This window comes from Staphylococcus agnetis (assembly GCF_011466855.1).
Taxonomy (GTDB): Bacteria; Bacillota; Bacilli; order Staphylococcales; family Staphylococcaceae; genus Staphylococcus; species Staphylococcus agnetis.
In genome coordinates this window covers 2,368,847-2,385,725 of the sequence record NZ_CP045927.1, presented here as the reverse complement: position 1 = coordinate 2,385,725, position 16,879 = coordinate 2,368,847, and the positions used below count along the sequence as shown (strand labels likewise).

General features: G+C 37.0%; 8 protein-coding genes and 2 pseudogenes. All 10 read right to left on the bottom strand.

What is annotated here, in order from left to right:
* Positions 1–82: 82 nt before the first annotated feature.
* Complete coding sequence (locus tag GJE18_RS11805; protein ID WP_107368457.1) at positions 83–796, bottom strand: exotoxin beta-grasp domain-containing protein; 714 nt, start codon at positions 794–796, stop codon at positions 83–85.
* Positions 797–1,000: 204 nt separating this feature from the next.
* Positions 1,001–1,711: an exotoxin beta-grasp domain-containing protein gene (locus GJE18_RS11800; protein WP_165805073.1), complete on the bottom strand. Its 711-nt coding sequence runs from the start codon at positions 1,709–1,711 to the stop codon at positions 1,001–1,003.
* A 170-nt stretch (positions 1,712–1,881) separates the two neighbouring features.
* Positions 1,882–2,571, bottom strand: coding sequence for an exotoxin beta-grasp domain-containing protein (locus GJE18_RS11795; RefSeq protein WP_107368455.1), 690 nt, complete (start codon positions 2,569–2,571; stop codon positions 1,882–1,884).
* Positions 2,572–2,821: 250 nt separating this feature from the next.
* Positions 2,822–6,229, bottom strand: a complete 3,408-nt coding sequence (locus GJE18_RS11790) for an SdrD B-like domain-containing protein (RefSeq protein ID WP_165886168.1) — start codon at positions 6,227–6,229, stop codon at positions 2,822–2,824.
* Positions 6,230–6,805: 576 nt separating this feature from the next.
* Positions 6,806–9,820, bottom strand: a pseudogene (locus tag GJE18_RS11785) (SdrD B-like domain-containing protein); the annotation flags it as partial.
* 356 nt (positions 9,821–10,176) lie between these two features.
* Positions 10,177–10,893, bottom strand: a complete 717-nt coding sequence (locus GJE18_RS11780) for an exotoxin beta-grasp domain-containing protein (protein ID WP_060552108.1) — start codon at positions 10,891–10,893, stop codon at positions 10,177–10,179.
* 136 nt (positions 10,894–11,029) lie between these two features.
* On the bottom strand, positions 11,030–12,565 hold the full coding sequence (locus tag GJE18_RS11775; protein WP_107368452.1) for an Ig-like domain-containing protein: 1,536 nt from the start codon (positions 12,563–12,565) through the stop codon (positions 11,030–11,032).
* Between the two features lie 224 nt (positions 12,566–12,789).
* Positions 12,790–14,853, bottom strand: coding sequence for an LPXTG cell wall anchor domain-containing protein (locus GJE18_RS11770; RefSeq protein WP_107368451.1), 2,064 nt, complete (start codon positions 14,851–14,853; stop codon positions 12,790–12,792).
* 25 nt (positions 14,854–14,878) lie between these two features.
* Complete coding sequence (locus GJE18_RS11765; protein ID WP_107368450.1) at positions 14,879–15,583, bottom strand: exotoxin beta-grasp domain-containing protein; 705 nt, start codon at positions 15,581–15,583, stop codon at positions 14,879–14,881.
* A 422-nt stretch (positions 15,584–16,005) separates the two neighbouring features.
* A pseudogene (locus tag GJE18_RS12405) lies at positions 16,006–16,848 on the bottom strand (SdrD B-like domain-containing protein); the annotation flags it as partial.
* Between the last annotated feature and the right edge of the window lie 31 nt (positions 16,849–16,879).

Here is a 16,879-nt window from a genome sequence, read left to right as displayed (position 1 = left end):
CTGAGTATACCTGTAAATGTGCCAATCAAGGGGGCAACTTGATAGCAAGGCACGGCTTTACGGTAGGGTTTAATTTTTAATATTACATTGTAACTAGAATTTTTTTGATTTTAGTTGGATCAATGACAACACCCATACGGTGTTCTTCTAAAACTCTGTTTAATTGGAATGTGTAGTAGTCATTCTTTTTGCCAGTATCCATTACAACTCTAATTTTACCGTTGCTGAGACCATTTTCATATAAACCGTATCGCTGTATCAATATTTTTTTGATTTTAAAATCTAATTCTTTCAGTGAAATTTGTTCTTTAGAAATAAGGTATGGGAATGAACCTAATAAAGCAGGTTTGCCATCCGCACCTTTTTTCGCCACGGTAATTGAAGGGCTTGCGACATAATCAAAATATTGCGCTTTATTAGTCTTCGTAATACCGCCAGTCGTTTTAACGATTTTACTATTAGGATTATTTTCGTTTACAACGAATACATCAACACCTGTTAAATTCGCAGTGTAAAGACCTTGATCAATGCCTTTAAGTTTAATCGCTGTTGTTTTTGTATTGTCTTTAACGACAACTACATTTTCACGCTTAGGTGCTGCATAAGCGTTTACGTTACGTAATTCTGTATAACCATTTGAGTAATACGCTTTAACCTTTTCGAAAGTTGTTTGATTACTTTGTGTAGTTTCTGCTTTTGGCGTTGCAGCACTTACAGATTGAGCGTTTGTTGTTATAATTCCTGTTGTTAAAATTCCTAATGCTAAACTTGCTTTAGCAATTGTAGATAATTTCATATTCTTAGCTCCTTTATGTTGTACAAAGTGATAGTAAATGGAAAACTTAAAATACGACCAATCCCTTTTAGTATAAGCGAGGACTTTAATTTTTAAAATTAAATAACGTTTAACTATACATAACGTTTATTTAAATAATCTACTAATTATATAAAAAAGTTAGCTTATAGAACAATCACAGAGCGTGCGTGTAATGTTCTGAAATTACAACTTGATATCGATTTTCTTTATATGGATATCAATATGTTCTATATCTTCTGGACTAATTAACACGCCCATTCTTTTGTACTGTAATGATTGCGTTAAATCGATTACGTGGCGTTTTCCATTTTTCATTTTTACGGTAATGTCTCCGTATTTATAGCCGTTTTCATATAACTCAGCATTTTTAATAAGATCTTGTCTTAATTTAAAATCTAATTCTTTTAAAGTCAGCTGCTGTTTGTTTGAGCTAATATTATAATGATAATCCCCTTGTACTGTTTCAGTCGTTTTATATAATGAAACGGCTATTTTAGTGCTCCAATTCGGATTGCTTGTAAAATTTGTTCTTGATAAACCGCCCACGGAGTAGTGTACACGTTGATTGCCTTCTTCTTGAACTGTAAATACATCTAAATTATGTACTTTGCCGTTAGCGTATGCATTTTTATCATCTCCAGATAATAAAATATTTGTGAGACGGCCCTTTGATCTAAGAAAGGCTTTATTGCCTTTTTTAAATACAGATACTTTTTTATATTCATAATATGGACGTGAATAATACTCGTGTAAAAATTTGTTTTCTGAATTAACAATTCTTGGACGTGAATCCTCTTGATGATTTGCTTGTGCATATTGTACGTTTGTTGTTATAACACCTGTAGTTAAAATACCAAGTGCCAATGTTGTTTTAGCAATTGTAGATAATTTCATATTTTTAGCTCCTTTTTGATAGGTCAATTGATGCGCAGTACGCATTAGAATACTACGACCAATCACGCATCAAGTGCCTTTGTGAGAAAGTGTTTAAATAGCGTTACACACTATAAAAAGTCCGATAAATTTAAAAACCGATAGTTGAAATACACGTGTGTGTGCCGGTTTTATGATTTCATTTCTACGTGAATATGATCAATTTGTGTGGCATCAATGACTGTACCCATTTGAGACACAGGCAATTTATCACTCAAATCAATGTCATGTCTTACATTATCTTTCATTCTAATAAAGATGTTGCCATGCTTGTAACCGTTAGTATATAAACCATCATGTTCAACAAGTTGTTGTCTAAGTTTGAAATCCAACTCTTTTAGAGATACATTTTGTTTTTCAATTGATAAATGGACATCATCTGTGAAAATGCCTGTACCATTGGATTTGCGTAATGAAATTTTAGGCGTGATAGGGTCATCTTTCAGTGATATTGTGTTTTGTGTAATTCCACCGATAGATGGAAGTTTCGTATCATTGTATTCTCTTACGGCAAACACATCGATATTAGAAACTGGACCGTCTTGATATTTATTTAATTCACTTTGTGGTAGTTGAATACGTAGAGGGTGATGATCAGTTTCGACTGTAATTTGGTTGTCTTTCTTAGTACCTGATACATTATTGAATTCATAATAAGCTTGTCGATAATATGAATGTAATGATGTATTGTCTTTATTGATAATTTGTACGCCGGAGTTAAAGCTTTCTGCAGCATTGGCTGATTGAGCATGTGTTGTTATGATTCCTGTTGTTAAAATACCTAAGGCTAAACTTGATTTAGCGATTGTAGATAATTTCATGTCTATTGCTCCTTTTATTTAAAAATATGATGATTATTGATTACGTAATACAAATCATTACTTTCATTATAAGGAGGAGCATCATTTTATAGAATTAAATACCGATTAATAACATGTTAATAAGTTATAAAAGGTTAGTTGAGTGGTATTAATGAGAGTCCAAAAAGATGATTTATAGAGTAACTGAGATAAAAAAACAACGACGTGTTTTCACATGTCGTTGTTTCTTTTTTTATCACTTTTTGAACAATTATTTTTGTTGAGACGTACGTTTTCTACGGATGAAACACATTGCACCAAGCCCAGCAAGCAATGTGCCGATGAGGCCAGAATGAGTACTTTCATGACCTGTTTCTGGTAAAGCCGCTTTAGGAGAGGCTTGAGATTTATAGCTTACAGGTTTTACCATTTGAACGTGTACAGCATGGTGTGACTGAGTCATATGAGACATTGGTTCCGGCGTTGGTTCTGGAGTCGGCTCAGGCGTTGGTTCTGGAGTCGGCTCAGGCGTTGGTTCCGGAGTCGGCTCAGGTGTTGGCTCCGGAGTCGGCTCAGGCGTTGGTTCTGGAGTCGGCTCAGGTGTTGGCTCCGGAGTCGGCTCAGGCGTTGGTTCCGGAGTCGGCTCAGGCGTTGGTTCTGGAGTCGGCTCAGGCGTTGGTTCCGGGGTCGGCTCAGGTGTTGGTTCCGGAGTCGGCTCAGGTGTTGGTTCCGGAGTCGGCTCAGGTGTTGGTTCCGGAGTCGGCTCAGGTGTTGGTTCCGGAGTCGGCTCAGGCGTTGGTTCCGGCGTTGGTTCAGGTGTTGGTTCCGGAGTCGGCTCAGGTGTTGGCTCCGGAGTCGGTTCCGGCGTTGGCTCAGGTGTTGGTTCCGGAGTCGGCTCAGGTGTTGGTTCCGGAGTCGGCTCAGGCGTTGGTTCCGGCGTTGGTTCAGGTGTTGGTTCCGGGGTCGGCTCAGGTGTCGGTTGATAGAACCCCGAATCGACCGTCATATTATCCGCATTGTTGATAGTGGCCGATGTCGTGAGGCCGTTTGAATCTAAGTGCGCATCACCTACATTTGTCAGTGTTGGTTCAAAGCCATTAGGTGTTGTAAATGTAATAGTGTAATCACCATTTTCAAGATTTGTAAATACATATTTACCTGAGGCATCCGTTGTTGTTGTCACAGTAGACCCGTCTGGTTTCGTAAGTGTGACAGTAACGCCCTCAATACCAAATTCATTCGAGTTTTGAATACCATCATGGTTCGAGTCATTCCATACATAGTCGCCTAAATTGTATGTCGCTGGTACAGGTGTTGGTTCAACCGTTGGCTGATAGAAACCAGAGTCAACCGACATATTGTCAGCGTTGTTAATCGTTACTTTAGTCGTCAATCCATCAGAATCTAATTGGCTATCTCCAACATTTGTCAGTGTTGGTTCAAATCCTTGAGGTGTCGTAAATGTGACAGTGTAATCACCATTTTCAAGGTCATTAAATACATACTTACCAGAAGCATCTGTCGTCGTTGTAACAATCGATCCATCCGGTTTAGTAAGTGTAACAACAACACCCTCAATACCGACTTCATTCGAGTTTTGAATACCATCTTTGTTAGAGTCATTCCACACATAATCCCCAAGATTATAGGTTGCAGGGACAGGCGTTGGTTCAGGTGTTGGTTTATAAAAACCAGAATCAATTGTGAAATTATCTGCGCCATCAATGGTCACTGGAACACTTGTGCCATCTGAATCGTCAGTCGTATCCGTTCCTACTTTTTCAGCAGTTGGAACATAGCCATCAGGTGTGACAAAGTCTACGGTATACGAACCATTATTTAATCCAGAAAATAAATAGTTACCATATTTATCGGTTACGCCTGTTTTCACGACATACCCATTGCTGTCTCTTAGAGTAACAACTACACCAGGAATCGGCGTTTCACCAGCATCTTGAATCCCGTTTTGGTTTGAGTCTTCCCAAACGTAGTCACCAAGACTATACGTTTTAGCAACACCATCACCAGATCCAGAACTTGTTTCCACTAAAAAGCCATTGTCAAAATAATACTCGGCAGTATAGTTATTTAAATCAGTGGCGATAAGTGTAGCACGTGTAGATAAATCATTACTGTGATTAGGATTGAATTTTGATTCCATCATGACTACATATGGTGTATCCATACCACCAAAGTTAACTTCTAATTTACCATCAGAATTCATATAAATTCGATTAGAGTCATAAAAACTTTGTGCTAAATCAGGATATCCAGTTGGATCAAAGTAATAACTATCTGTTAATTGGTTAGGATCTGATACACGATAAATGTGTAACTTTGTCGTATCGTAATTAATAATGGCGTTACTATTAGGTGTATCTGTACCTAAAATCAAACGCGCATTACTTAAATCGACATCTTTTGGGTTGACATAAATCGTTTCTTTAAATGTGTTTGTTGTTTCAGTTCCATCCACACTTGTAATCATCGTATCGACGGATGCAGGATAAATCCCATAATCATGTTTGTCGTAATTATACGTAATTTGTGTGTTGTAAGTTTCATCCGCTAAGTTATAGCTTAAGTCATATGTACCTGAGTTGAGCGCTGTTTTACGATCCGCAAATTGGGCAAGGTTAAAACGACCTGAAATGTTTTCTTTATCGTTTACCCAATCTGTAAATGTATACGTTAACGTTTTCGTTATAGTATCGTATACGCCATTAGCGACTACATAACCTGCTGGAGAGTAAAGATTGATAGGAAATTGGTTGTTGCTAGCAGAGAAATCAAGTTCACCATTTACATTGGCATATGTGGGCATTTCAATTGTAAAATAATCGCCACCTTGAACTTTACCATCAACTGTATAATTTGCCGTTAAACGGAAATTACCGCTTTGGTTTGGATCAATGGCTGTTTTAGAAATTGTTGGATTTGTGACTGTGACTAAATTATTCACATTTGTACCCGTGCCAGTTGCAGTCGCAAAAGTGGTTGTCGTAGGTTGAGACGTCAAACTTATTGAACGTAACGTCGGTGTTGTTTCTGCTGTTGTCGCAATAGTATTAGGACTGTTGTTAGACGTATCTGCAGTCGTACTGTCTAGTGATGGGGCTGCTGTACTTTCAGCTGTTATTGTATTCACTGTTTCGGGTTGTGTTGACACTGTCGTTGTATCATTGGTTGATGATACTGATGTGTCAACAGGTGATGCATTGTCCGTTGTAACAGGTGTACTATCTGTTGACGGTGTAGTTTCAGACATTATGCTATCAGGTGTTACTGTATTGCTTGATGCAGTATTTGTTGTGGCATCTGTTGTATGCGTTGTAGTGTTATCAGATGTCGCAGTAGTATTTTCAGTTGGTGAATTGGATGTGTTTGTAGAATCTGTAACATTTGTATTTGATGTTGTCGCATCAGTAGTAGATGTTGTCGCTGTAGGTGTTGATGATTCAGATGTCGCTACTGACGCAGTATCAGAAGGCTGAGATGAAGCTGTATCTGATGTAGTAGATGTTGTATTTGTTGCTGTCGCAGTAACTTCTGCTGCTTTAACATCATTATTTGTCCCAATCAATAATAATGTTCCTAATAAAATTGAAGCTGTTCCCACTGTAAACTTTCGAATTCCATATTTGTTTTGTGTGTTCGGTAAAAAATCTAATTTTTTCATGTTATTCCCCCGTAGTTCGTAAATAAAAATTAAGTATATTGCTCATTGTGCAGTCGATATGATTTTAAGCTATATAAAATTAAAGGATATAAATGATGTATAAAACATAATTAATATATTTAAACAAATGAGCAACGCTTAAATCAGTATATCAAACGATTGTAAAAATACAATCAATTTTTAAGATTTATAATATCTAATAAATTATTTAAGTTTCTAAAATATTAAGACATATATAGACAACGCGCATAGGACGAAGGATAGACGGGGTTTTATAAGAGGGGCGATAGGGGGTGAGAAGTTAATAGATTATGTATTTGCATAATCTTTATATAAAAAAACAAAAAATAAAGACTTGTTTAAAGATAAAATAGGCATCTAAAAAGTTGTTATAACGGCAGTTGTAGACATTAGGGCGATATTATTTAAAAAATAAAAACTAAAACATCAATTTTTCGGTTATTAAATTTAGTTGACTATGCAAAAAAATTGTTGTAACAATATCGACACATATGAAAGGTGGGCACCGAGGTGCCCACCTATAAACGTTTATTATTTTATATTAGAACGCTTACGTCTTCCAAAAATGAAAAGTGTTCCAAGGGCTGCGAATAATGTTCCAATTATACCAGTATGTGTCGTTTCTTTACCTGTATCAGGTAATGCATTAGACTTACCTGATTTTTCTTGTGAGCTAGATATTGTTGATGCATGAGTTGGCATAGGCGTTGGTTGTTTCGATGTCGTGTGTACGGATGTAGATCCTGGTGTTGGGTTCGGATTCGGTTCCGGAGCTGGGTTAGGGTTAGGCTCCGGAGTTGGATTAGGGTTAGGCTCCGGAGTTGGATTAGGTTTAGGTTCCGGAGTTGGGTTAGGGTTAGGCTCCGGAGTTGGATTAGGGTTAGGCTCCGGAGTTGGATTAGGGTTAGGTTCCGGAGTTGGATTAGGGTTAGGCTCCGGAGTTGGATTAGGTTTAGGTTCCGGAGTTGGTTCTGGTGTTGGGTTCGGATTCGGCTCAGGTGTCGGTTGATAGAACCCAGAATCAACTGTCATATTATCTGCATTATTAATTGACGCAGTTGTTGTAATACCATTTGAATCTAGACGGTTATCGCCGACATTAGTAAGCGTTGGCTCAAAGCCATCTGGTGTCGTAAATGTAACAGTGTAATCACCATTTTCAAGGTCATTAAATACATACTTACCAGAAGCATCTGTCGTCGTAGTAACAATTGATCCATCCGGTTTAGTAAGTGTGACAACAACGCCCTCAATACCGACTTCATTCGAATTTTGAATACCATCATGGTTCGAGTCATTCCATACATAGTCACCTAAATTATATTTGGCAGGGACAGGCGTTGGTTCTGGTGCTGGCTTATAAAATCCAGAGTCAATTGTAAGGTTATCCGCGCCATTAATCGTCACAGGTACTGTACCGCCGTCAGAATCCGTCGCATCATTACCACCTGCATTAACCACGGTTGGTGTATAGCCATCTGGTGTTACAAACTCTACCGTATAATCTCCATTAGGCAAACCAGAGAATAAATAGTTACCGTATTCATCTGTGACTGCAGTATCAAGTATAGTTCCCTGACTATCTTTTAAAGTTACGACGACATTTGGAATAGGGGTTTCACCTGCGTCTTGAACACCATTTTGATTCGCATCTTCCCATACATAGTCGCCTAAACGATATGTTTGTGCCGTACCATCACCAGAACCGGTACTTGTTTCAACAGTAAAGCCATTATCGAAATAGAAACTTGATGATTTCCCATAATAGTCTGTCGCATTAAGGGTAGCTCTTGTCGTTAACTCAGATCCAAGAGTAGGATCAAATTTAGAATCCATAACGACAACATAAGGACCGTCGATGGCACCAAAATTTATTTCTAATTGACCGTTCGCATTTGTGTAAATACTGCCATTTTGATAGAAGTTTTGAGCTAAATCTTGATATTCTGCCGCATTAAAATCATAACTATCAGTAAGTTGACTCGGATCTGGCACTTTATAAATATGCAAATTCGTCGTGTTTAAATCGATAATCGCATTACTATTCGCGTCTTTCGGGGCAAGTATTAACTGTGCTGAACTCAAGTTTTTATCTTGTGGATTTACGTAAACGACTTCTGAGAAATCATTGGTTTTGCCTGTCGCGTCCACACTTGTAATTAACGAATCGACTGAAGCGGGATCTAAGCCGTAATCATGGCGATCATAGTTATAGGTGATTGGTGTAGTATACGTTTCACCTGCTAAATTGTAATTTAATGTATACGTACCAGCTTTTTGAGCCGTTGTACGATCAGCGAATTGACTTAAGTCAAAGCTACCTGAGATATTTTCTTTATCATTCACCCAATCTGTAAATGTATACGTTAATGTTTTCGTTGTAGTGTCATAAACGCCATTTGCGACCACATAGCCTGATGGGGAATACAAATCTATAGGGAATTGATTATTATCTGCCGAATAGTCAAGCTCGCCATCTACATTGGCATATGTTGGCATTTGAAGTGTAAAGTAATCACCACTTTTAACTTTACCATTCACCGCATAATCTGCTTTTAATCGGAAGTTCCCGCTTTGGTTAGGGTCTATCGCATCTTGAGAGATTGATGCATTTGAAACTGTGACTAAATCATTCACGTTTGTGCCTGTAGCTGTAGCTCTTGAGATGCGTGTAGGTTGTGCAGAAGTGCTAATGGAACGTAATGTCGGTGTCGTTTCAGATGTAGTCGTTACAGTATTCGCATCTTTATTATCAGAAGATTCTTTCAATAATGCGTATAAAGAAGTATTATCCGTATTTGTATTAGACACAGTGGCTGGATTTGCACCTTGTGCTGTGACTGTATTTGTAGGCTTAGATTGAACAGAGGATGTAATGCCAGTCGTTGAATTTGGTGTAACAGCACTTAATGGTGCAGTATTATCAACGGTTGATGATACTGTCGTTTTAGTAGCTGCACTAGTTGATGTAGAATTAGCTGTTGATTGCAAGTCTGATGTAGACGCTTGAGAGGTTGACTCTGACGTTGATGTAGGCGCAGTTTTATTAGCGGTAGATGTTGTATTTGAATTCGTAGTCGTTTTATTATCAGTAGAAGTAGTATTCGAAGACGTTGATGTTTGACTATCCGTACTCGGTTTAGACTGAGGCGTTGTAGGTTGTGTGGATTGATCAGAAGAAGTTGTCGTGTCTTTTACCGCAGTTGGATTAGTAGAAGTTGATGACTCAGAAGTAGAGGTATTTGTAGAAGGCGATGTCTCAGAAGTAGACGTAGAAGTAGTCGCATTAGAAGTCGAATTAGGAGTTGTGGCCGTCGCCGTCTTTGGCGTTTCAGTCGTATTCGTTGTAGGTGATGCGATTGTACTTGGAGAAGACGTCGTATTAGACGATGTGTTTTGAGATGTTGACGACGTATCAGGCGTTGATGTTGGTGTACTTTCCGCTGCTTTAACCTCCTCATGATGACCCATTAATAAAATCGAACCTAATAAAATCGATGCCGTACCCACCGTATACTTACGAATGGCGTACTTGTTTTGCTTATTTGGTAAGAAATTTTGGTTCTCCATAAAAATCCTCCATATGATATAAGTTTTTGTTGTCCAACATACTGTAACAACGCATAAAATTGCGCCATAAAGCGATACAATATTTTATTTAAAAATAATAAAATGGACAACGCATTACTTAGTATAGCAAAATATTCTGAAAGTTCAATTGATTATATAATTCGGGATTCAAAATTTAATTGAAATTAATAATTATATAATTGTCTATCTTTAGAGCCCCTTGTGTTCTCACGTTTGTAGAAAAAATTTTTACATTAAATCAAAAACAGCTTAACAGAACATTTCATAAAATGATCTGTTAAGCTGTTTATTTTAATTCAATTTATGTTAAAAGGGACATATGAAAATCACACGCATTAATAGTGTTTCATCTCGATTTTAATGTCTTTAATATTTCTTGAATCGATCACATTACCCATTTTTTCAGCAGGCAATTTAGAATTTAGGTCAATATGATGTGAAGAATTATCATTCATATTTATAATGATACTTCCTGATTTTTTGCCATTTTGATAAAGTCCATAATGTTTAATTAACTGATGTCTAATTTTGAAATCAATTTGTTTGAGCGAGATTTCTTCTTTGTAAATATTAAAGTTGACGTGAGAAATGTGACCACCATGATTAATTGTTAATCGTGGACTTACAACAGGACCTGGATAGTAACGGCTATTTGATTTCGTAATACCACCAACAGAATAATTGGTAGCTTGATAGCCGTAGCCTTCATTCACAACGAATACATCAATATTGCTAAGTTGATTTTGATAAAATTGACTTCTGTTTTGTCCAACTAACGAAATCTCATTAAATTGGTGTGAACGAGAATCTTCAACCTCAACGACTTTCCCATCTCCATAACCTTTCTGATATCTAAAATCAAAACTGTGCTTTGAGTAGTATGTATACAAACTTTGAGCATCATTGGAAATATTTTTGTAAAATGAATTTGAATAAGATGGTCCTCCGTAGTAGTAAGAGGCAGCCTCTACAGCTTGTGTATTTGTTGTAGCGACACCTGTTGTGAATATACTTAATGCTAAACTGGCTTTAGCGATTGTAGATAATTTCATATCTATAACTCCTTTAATACTAAATAATCTTTAATCATAAAATTGGGAAATATCCCCATAAATTAGGCATAAAAAACAGCTTATCGAAATGATAAATTAGCGTTTTTATCAAAGCGATAAAGCTGTTGTTAAATCATTATTGACCTTTTTTATAAATATGGCGTTCTAATTCTTTTTTATCATATGCATTGAAATATGTGAGGATATAACCATGAATATCATAGCCTCTTATTTCGTTACCTGCTAATTTGAAATAAGCAGGGGTAACTTCAATTAATTCATCAAATTCGCGTTCTTTTCTTTGTGCTTCAGTTTCTGCGACTTTAATTTCTTTCGTCACGAGCTTACTTAAAACTTTACCAGACAATGGATCTACAACGACAAAATGTAGTTTTTCTCCATTATTCAAACGGAATCCTGCACCAGATGCGTTAAATGAAAACTTACCATCTTCACCAACTTGTAAATCTGGGAATTCGTTGCCTTCTCCAAGACTAGATGTCACATTGACAACCGCATTCGCAAATTTTGTTTTTCCAGTAATTGTTTTAGTGCCTTTACTTCCTTCAACCGGTTTATCAATACCATGGTTACTTACATAATCATAACCATGTATATTATCCACTTGTAAGTCATCCGCAATCGTATTAAGCACAAAAACTTTTTTTACATTATTTGGGTTATATGAAGTAATAGCAGATGTGATACTATCGAAATGACTTGCCTTTACATTGAAAATCAACGGAATTATCGCTTCATCTTCATCATTTGGCTTAAAAGTGATAGATACTAAATCATTATCTTTTAAATTAAAGTTTTCTAATGGTTTGCGTTTAAAATCAAACTCAAAGTAGCCTTTATCATTGATATGTTTCCAAATGCCATCAACACGAGATTTAGCATCAGCATTTGACATGGCTTTTTCATATTCGCTACTATCACTTAAATTAACAAACTTATTATTAATTGCGAGTGCGACACGGCCTTTTACAGACGTGTGTCCTTTAATAATGCCAGAGTCTTTAAGAATAGGTTCTACAAAAATTTGGTGATGGCCTTTATTTCTTTCTAATTGTCTAGTGGGAACCGAATAGGCCTTATCGTAACGACCGGTTTTAACACTTTTACTTAAGTCATTACTCTCTTCTTCCATAGCGTTTTCTTCATTTTCAGACTCAATATCTAGCTCTAAGTTGAAATTTGACGATGTTATTTCTACTTCTTGATTATAAACGATTTTTCTATCGTTTAAATTATAAGTGAAATTCCCATTGCTATCAGATTTTACGAGGTCACCTTCTACGGAATCTACGCTCTTTTTATCAATATTTAGTAAAATTGTTTGATTAGGCAATGTTCTACCTGTTATCTGATTGTCACCTGGTTTTATTTCATTTAGTTCCACGAAATTTTTAGGTGTTTCTTTTTTCACAACGGTTTGTTTTTCATTTGTTTGTTCAGTGGTTTGAACGTGTGTATTTGTGTGACCTTCAGTTGTTTGTTGGGGGCTCAATACAACGCGTCTTTGGTCACTACTATAATTTGTTGACTGGCTTACATCAGAAACATGTTCAGAAGCTTCCGCCTGACCTTGCATGGTAATATACATCGCGGTCATGGCGATTGAGACCAAGCCGACTTTCATTTTACGTAATTTGAATTTCTCTCTCATTATAAACTCCTAAACTCTATTTCACATTTTTCAATATGTCTTTAATCTCATTTGGGGTGACTTTAACGTCTATACTTTTGGGTGGGTGATGTGTTGGGTTTAAAAGTAAAGTCATCTTTTTAATGACGTGTTACCTCAAATTCCCAACAATAGGGACATTGTTGGGAATTTAAGAAATCACGCTTAATATATTGTGTTGATTATTTTGAATTAAAATGCATCAATTAATTTGATTTACGTTTTCTACCTAATAGGAACAATGCACCGAGTCCTAATAAAAATGTACCAAGCAATCCAGCATGTGTTTTTTCGTAACCTGTTTCAGGTAAAGCTTTCGCTTGTGTTGTTTTAGCATGTGATACAACGTTAGTTGATACCGGAGTTGGGGCGCTTGATGATTGCATCATTGTTTGATTCATTGAAGCTACACCGAGTGTCGTTACAGGGATAGTTTGTGACGCTGGTGTCGTTTCAGCTGTTGTACTTAGTTGAGATGCAGTATTCGGACGAGATGCTGACTTTGCTTTAGTTGTTGGTTCTGTCTTTGTCTTAGGTGTTGTCTCCGAACGCGTTTCTAATGATGCTTCAGGTGATGTCACGGATTTAACCTCAGATGGCGCCTGTACGCTTACTTTAGGCATCGCTGTTGTGTTTGCCGCAACAGATAGAGCCGGTTTAGAATCAGTCATTGTTGCTGACTTTGTTTCTGTTGGCCATCCTGGTAATAGTTTAAAATTAGGTTGATCTATTCCAAGGCTTTTAAAATGACGTGCAATTTCTTCCTTGTCATTGGCATTGAAATAATCAAGCACGTTACCATGAATGTCGTAACCTCTAATTTCATCACCTACAAGACGGTAATACGCAGGGGTAATATCTAGTAACTCATTCAACGTTCGTTCTTTTTTCTCTTCTTCCGTTTCAGCTACTGTAATTTCTTTTGTGACAAGGTTGCTTAAAATCGCACCCGTTAATGGATCAACAACTGTGAAATGAAGTTTTTCGCCATTATTTAAACGGATTCCGACTTCTGAAGCATTAAATGAAAATTCACCTTTTTCATTTACTTGTAAATCAGGAAATTCATTACCTTCACCTAGGCTTGAATGAATATTAACCACTGCATTGGCAAACTTTGTTTTACCTTTGATTTCTCTTGTACCTTGACTGCTATCGACAGGTTTGTCGATGCCACGATCGCTTTCATACACAAAACCATGAATATCTTCAACTTCTAAATCAGATGCGCCATTGTTTAACGTTGCGACTTTTTTTACATCATTAGGGGAATATGATGTTGTAGCAGTAGCAACATTTGCAAAGTCACTGGCTTTAAGGTTGAAAATTAAAGGAATGAGTGCTTCTTCCTCATCATCTGGTTTGAATGTAATCGAGATTAAGTCATCTTTGTTGATTTGATGACTTTCAAAAGGTGTACGTTTGAAATCAAATTCAAAATACCCTTTATCATCAATGAATTTCCAAATACCTTCGTTACGTGCTTTTGCCTGCGCTAATGGTGTGTTTTTGTCAAAATCATCGTAACCTAAATTAATAAACTTATTATTAATAGCAAGAGCTACACGACCTTTCACAGATGTGTGGCCTTTAATAATGCCAGAATCTTTAAGAATCGGTTCTATGAGTACTTGGTGATGACCATTTTGTTTCTCTAATTGTTTCGTAGGAATCGCATAGGCTTTATCGTAACGACCTGTTGTTGTCGTATCTGTCGCCTCTGCACCTTCTTCTTCTAGCATAGCTTCTTCTGAACCTTCTTCAGATTCAATATCAAAATTTAAATTTGATGAAATCACATCAACCTTTTGATTATATACAATGTTTCTGTCATTCAAATCAAAAGTAAATTCGCCGTTTTCATTAGATTCTGCAAAACCGCCATCTCCGCCTTCAACAGAACCTAAACTTTTGCCATCAATAGTTAATGAAACGATTTGATTAGGTAACGTTTTTCCCGTGATTTTAGTATCACCAGGCGTTACTTTATCTAATTTAACGTAGTTCTCCTGTACGTTCTCTTTTGTATCTGTTTGTTTTGCCTCTACCGCTTCAGTAGGTTCAACAACTGGATTTGTTGGTGATTCAGTTACAAGTTGACGTTTAGGTTCAACTTGTTTGTCCTCAATATTTTGAATGCTTGTTGGCTGAGGGACTTCAGCCGTATTTTCAGAAGCTTCCGCCTGTCCTTGCATAGTCATATACATCGCAGCGATGGCAACCGAAACCAAGCCGACTTTCTTTTTACGTAGCTTAAAATTCTCTCTCATCATAAACTCCTAAAATTTATTTTTATTAAATATCAATTGAAATTTCTTTAATATCTTTTGGATTTATAACAACACCCATACGATCTTCTTGAAGTTTTTTATTTAATTCAAAAGTATAATAATCGTTTTTAATTCCTTTTTCTTTCATCTTGACAACTATTTTACCGTTACTAACACTACTTTTATATAAATCTTTTTCTTTAACTAATTTTTGTCTCAATCTAAAATCGATTTCTTTGAGTGTAATTTGTTCTTTGTTTGTTTCAAATCTTCCTAAGCTTTCTTGATAAATAGTATTGTCATTTTTCTTAGTTAATGTAACTGGTGGATTAGCATTATAGTCATAATATTGATTTTTATTAGTTTTAGTGATTCCATTTATTGAAAGAGTTGGTGCTTGTTTGCCGTTTCCTTCTCTCACTACAAAAACGTCAAGTTGAGATGATTCTTTATCTTTTATTATATTTTGTTCAGGACCTAATAATTTTACTTCTGTAAGTTGAGACTTATCAATAACCTTAACAACGTTACCTTCTCTTTCACCATTAACATTTCGTAAATCCCAAAATGTTTTACTATAATAATCGTGTAAGATTTGGGCCTCTTTAGAAACTATTTGGACTCCTACGTTCTGTACTGCTGCATCTGCTGATTGAGCGTATGTTGTCATTACTCCTGTTGTTAAAATTCCTAATGCTAAACTTGTTTTAGCAATCGTAGATAATTTCATGTTCATTGCTCCTTTTTTTCTATTTCCCAAAGTAATTGATTATCGGTGATTACGTAATACTAACAATCAAACTTATTATAGACCTGAAAGTTAAACGTTAAAATTAAATATTGCTTAACTTAACTTTAACGTTTATTAATTATGTTATAAATATGACTGCTTTAGTGCGTAATTACTACTAAAGGAGTATCTTTTCCAGGAATTAAAATTAGAAAAGACAAAATACTGCCTTATCAATGTTTTCAGTGTGTTGTCTAGGCCGGTCATGTATTTAAAATGATGTTCTAAATCAAGTAGCATGTGAATGACGTGTTTGGTGAGGTAGATGTTGAATCTTTTAAGAAAGTAGGCATCTAGTGGGGGAGGTGGTGGTAGAAGTAAAAAACATCCCCTAAGTGTATTTCACTTAAGGGATGTGTCTTTTATTTGCGCAAGTCTTTAGGCGTACGTTTGTTTCTTCTGAATAAGAAGAGTGCCCCAAGTCCGGCAAGTAATGTACCTATAAGACCACTGTTCATGTCTTTATGGCCAGTATCAGGTAATGTTGTTTTATGCGTTGTGGTATGTTTGTGTTCGCTAGAAACTGCTTGTGACGTAGTGTGTGTGACGTTTGGCACCACTGACGATTTTGGCGTAGATTCCGGAGCTGGTGTCGGCTCAGGTGTTGATTCTGGTGTTGGTTCTGGTGTTGGTGCTGGTGTCGGCTCAGGTGTTGGTTCAGGTGTTGGTTCTGGCGTTGGTTCAGGTGTTGGTTCTAGCGTTGGCTCCGGTGTTGGCTCCGGTGTTGGTTCTGGTGTCGGTTCAGGCGTTGGCTCAGGTGTTGGTTCAGGTGTTGGTTCCGGAGTTGGTTCTGGTGTCGGTTCCGGTGTCGGTTCTGGTGTTGGTTCTGGCGTTGGCTTCGGTGTTGGCTCCGGTGTCGGTTCCGGTGTTGGTTCCGGCGTTGGCTTCGGAGTTACCGTTGGTTGATAGAATCCAGAGTCGACAGTAAAGTTATCGCTATTATTAATCATGACTTTCGAAGTTAAACCATCTGAATCTAATTGGTGATCGCCCACATGAGTGTGTGTCGGTTTATAGCCGTTTGGTGTCGTAAAGGTAACGGTGTATTCCCCATTTTCCAAACCTTTGAAAACATACTTACCAGAAGCGTCAGTCGTCGTTGTTTCTGTTGAGCCATCAGGTTTTGTCAGTGTTATAGTGACGCCGGCAATGCCATGTTCATTAGAATTTTGGATGCCGTCTTTATTCGTATCATTCCACACGTAATCCCCGAGTTCATAAGTGGCAGGCACTGGT

What these genes read in the sequence shown, in the direction of transcription:
- GJE18_RS11805 (WP_107368457.1), bottom strand. Translation starts at nt 796, where the DNA reads ATGAAATTATCTACAATTGCTAAAGCAAGTTTAGCATTAGGAATTTTA.
- GJE18_RS11800 (WP_165805073.1), bottom strand. Translation starts at nt 1,711, where the DNA reads ATGAAATTATCTACAATTGCTAAAACAACATTGGCACTTGGTATTTTA.
- GJE18_RS11795 (WP_107368455.1), bottom strand. Translation starts at nt 2,571, where the DNA reads ATGAAATTATCTACAATCGCTAAATCAAGTTTAGCCTTAGGTATTTTA.
- GJE18_RS11790 (WP_165886168.1), bottom strand. Translation starts at nt 6,229, where the DNA reads ATGAAAAAATTAGATTTTTTACCGAACACACAAAACAAATATGGAATT.
- GJE18_RS11780 (WP_060552108.1), bottom strand. Translation starts at nt 10,893, where the DNA reads ATGAAATTATCTACAATCGCTAAAGCCAGTTTAGCATTAAGTATATTC.
- GJE18_RS11775 (WP_107368452.1), bottom strand. Translation starts at nt 12,565, where the DNA reads ATGAGAGAGAAATTCAAATTACGTAAAATGAAAGTCGGCTTGGTCTCA.
- GJE18_RS11770 (WP_107368451.1), bottom strand. Translation starts at nt 14,853, where the DNA reads ATGAGAGAGAATTTTAAGCTACGTAAAAAGAAAGTCGGCTTGGTTTCG.
- GJE18_RS11765 (WP_107368450.1), bottom strand. Translation starts at nt 15,583, where the DNA reads ATGAAATTATCTACGATTGCTAAAACAAGTTTAGCATTAGGAATTTTA.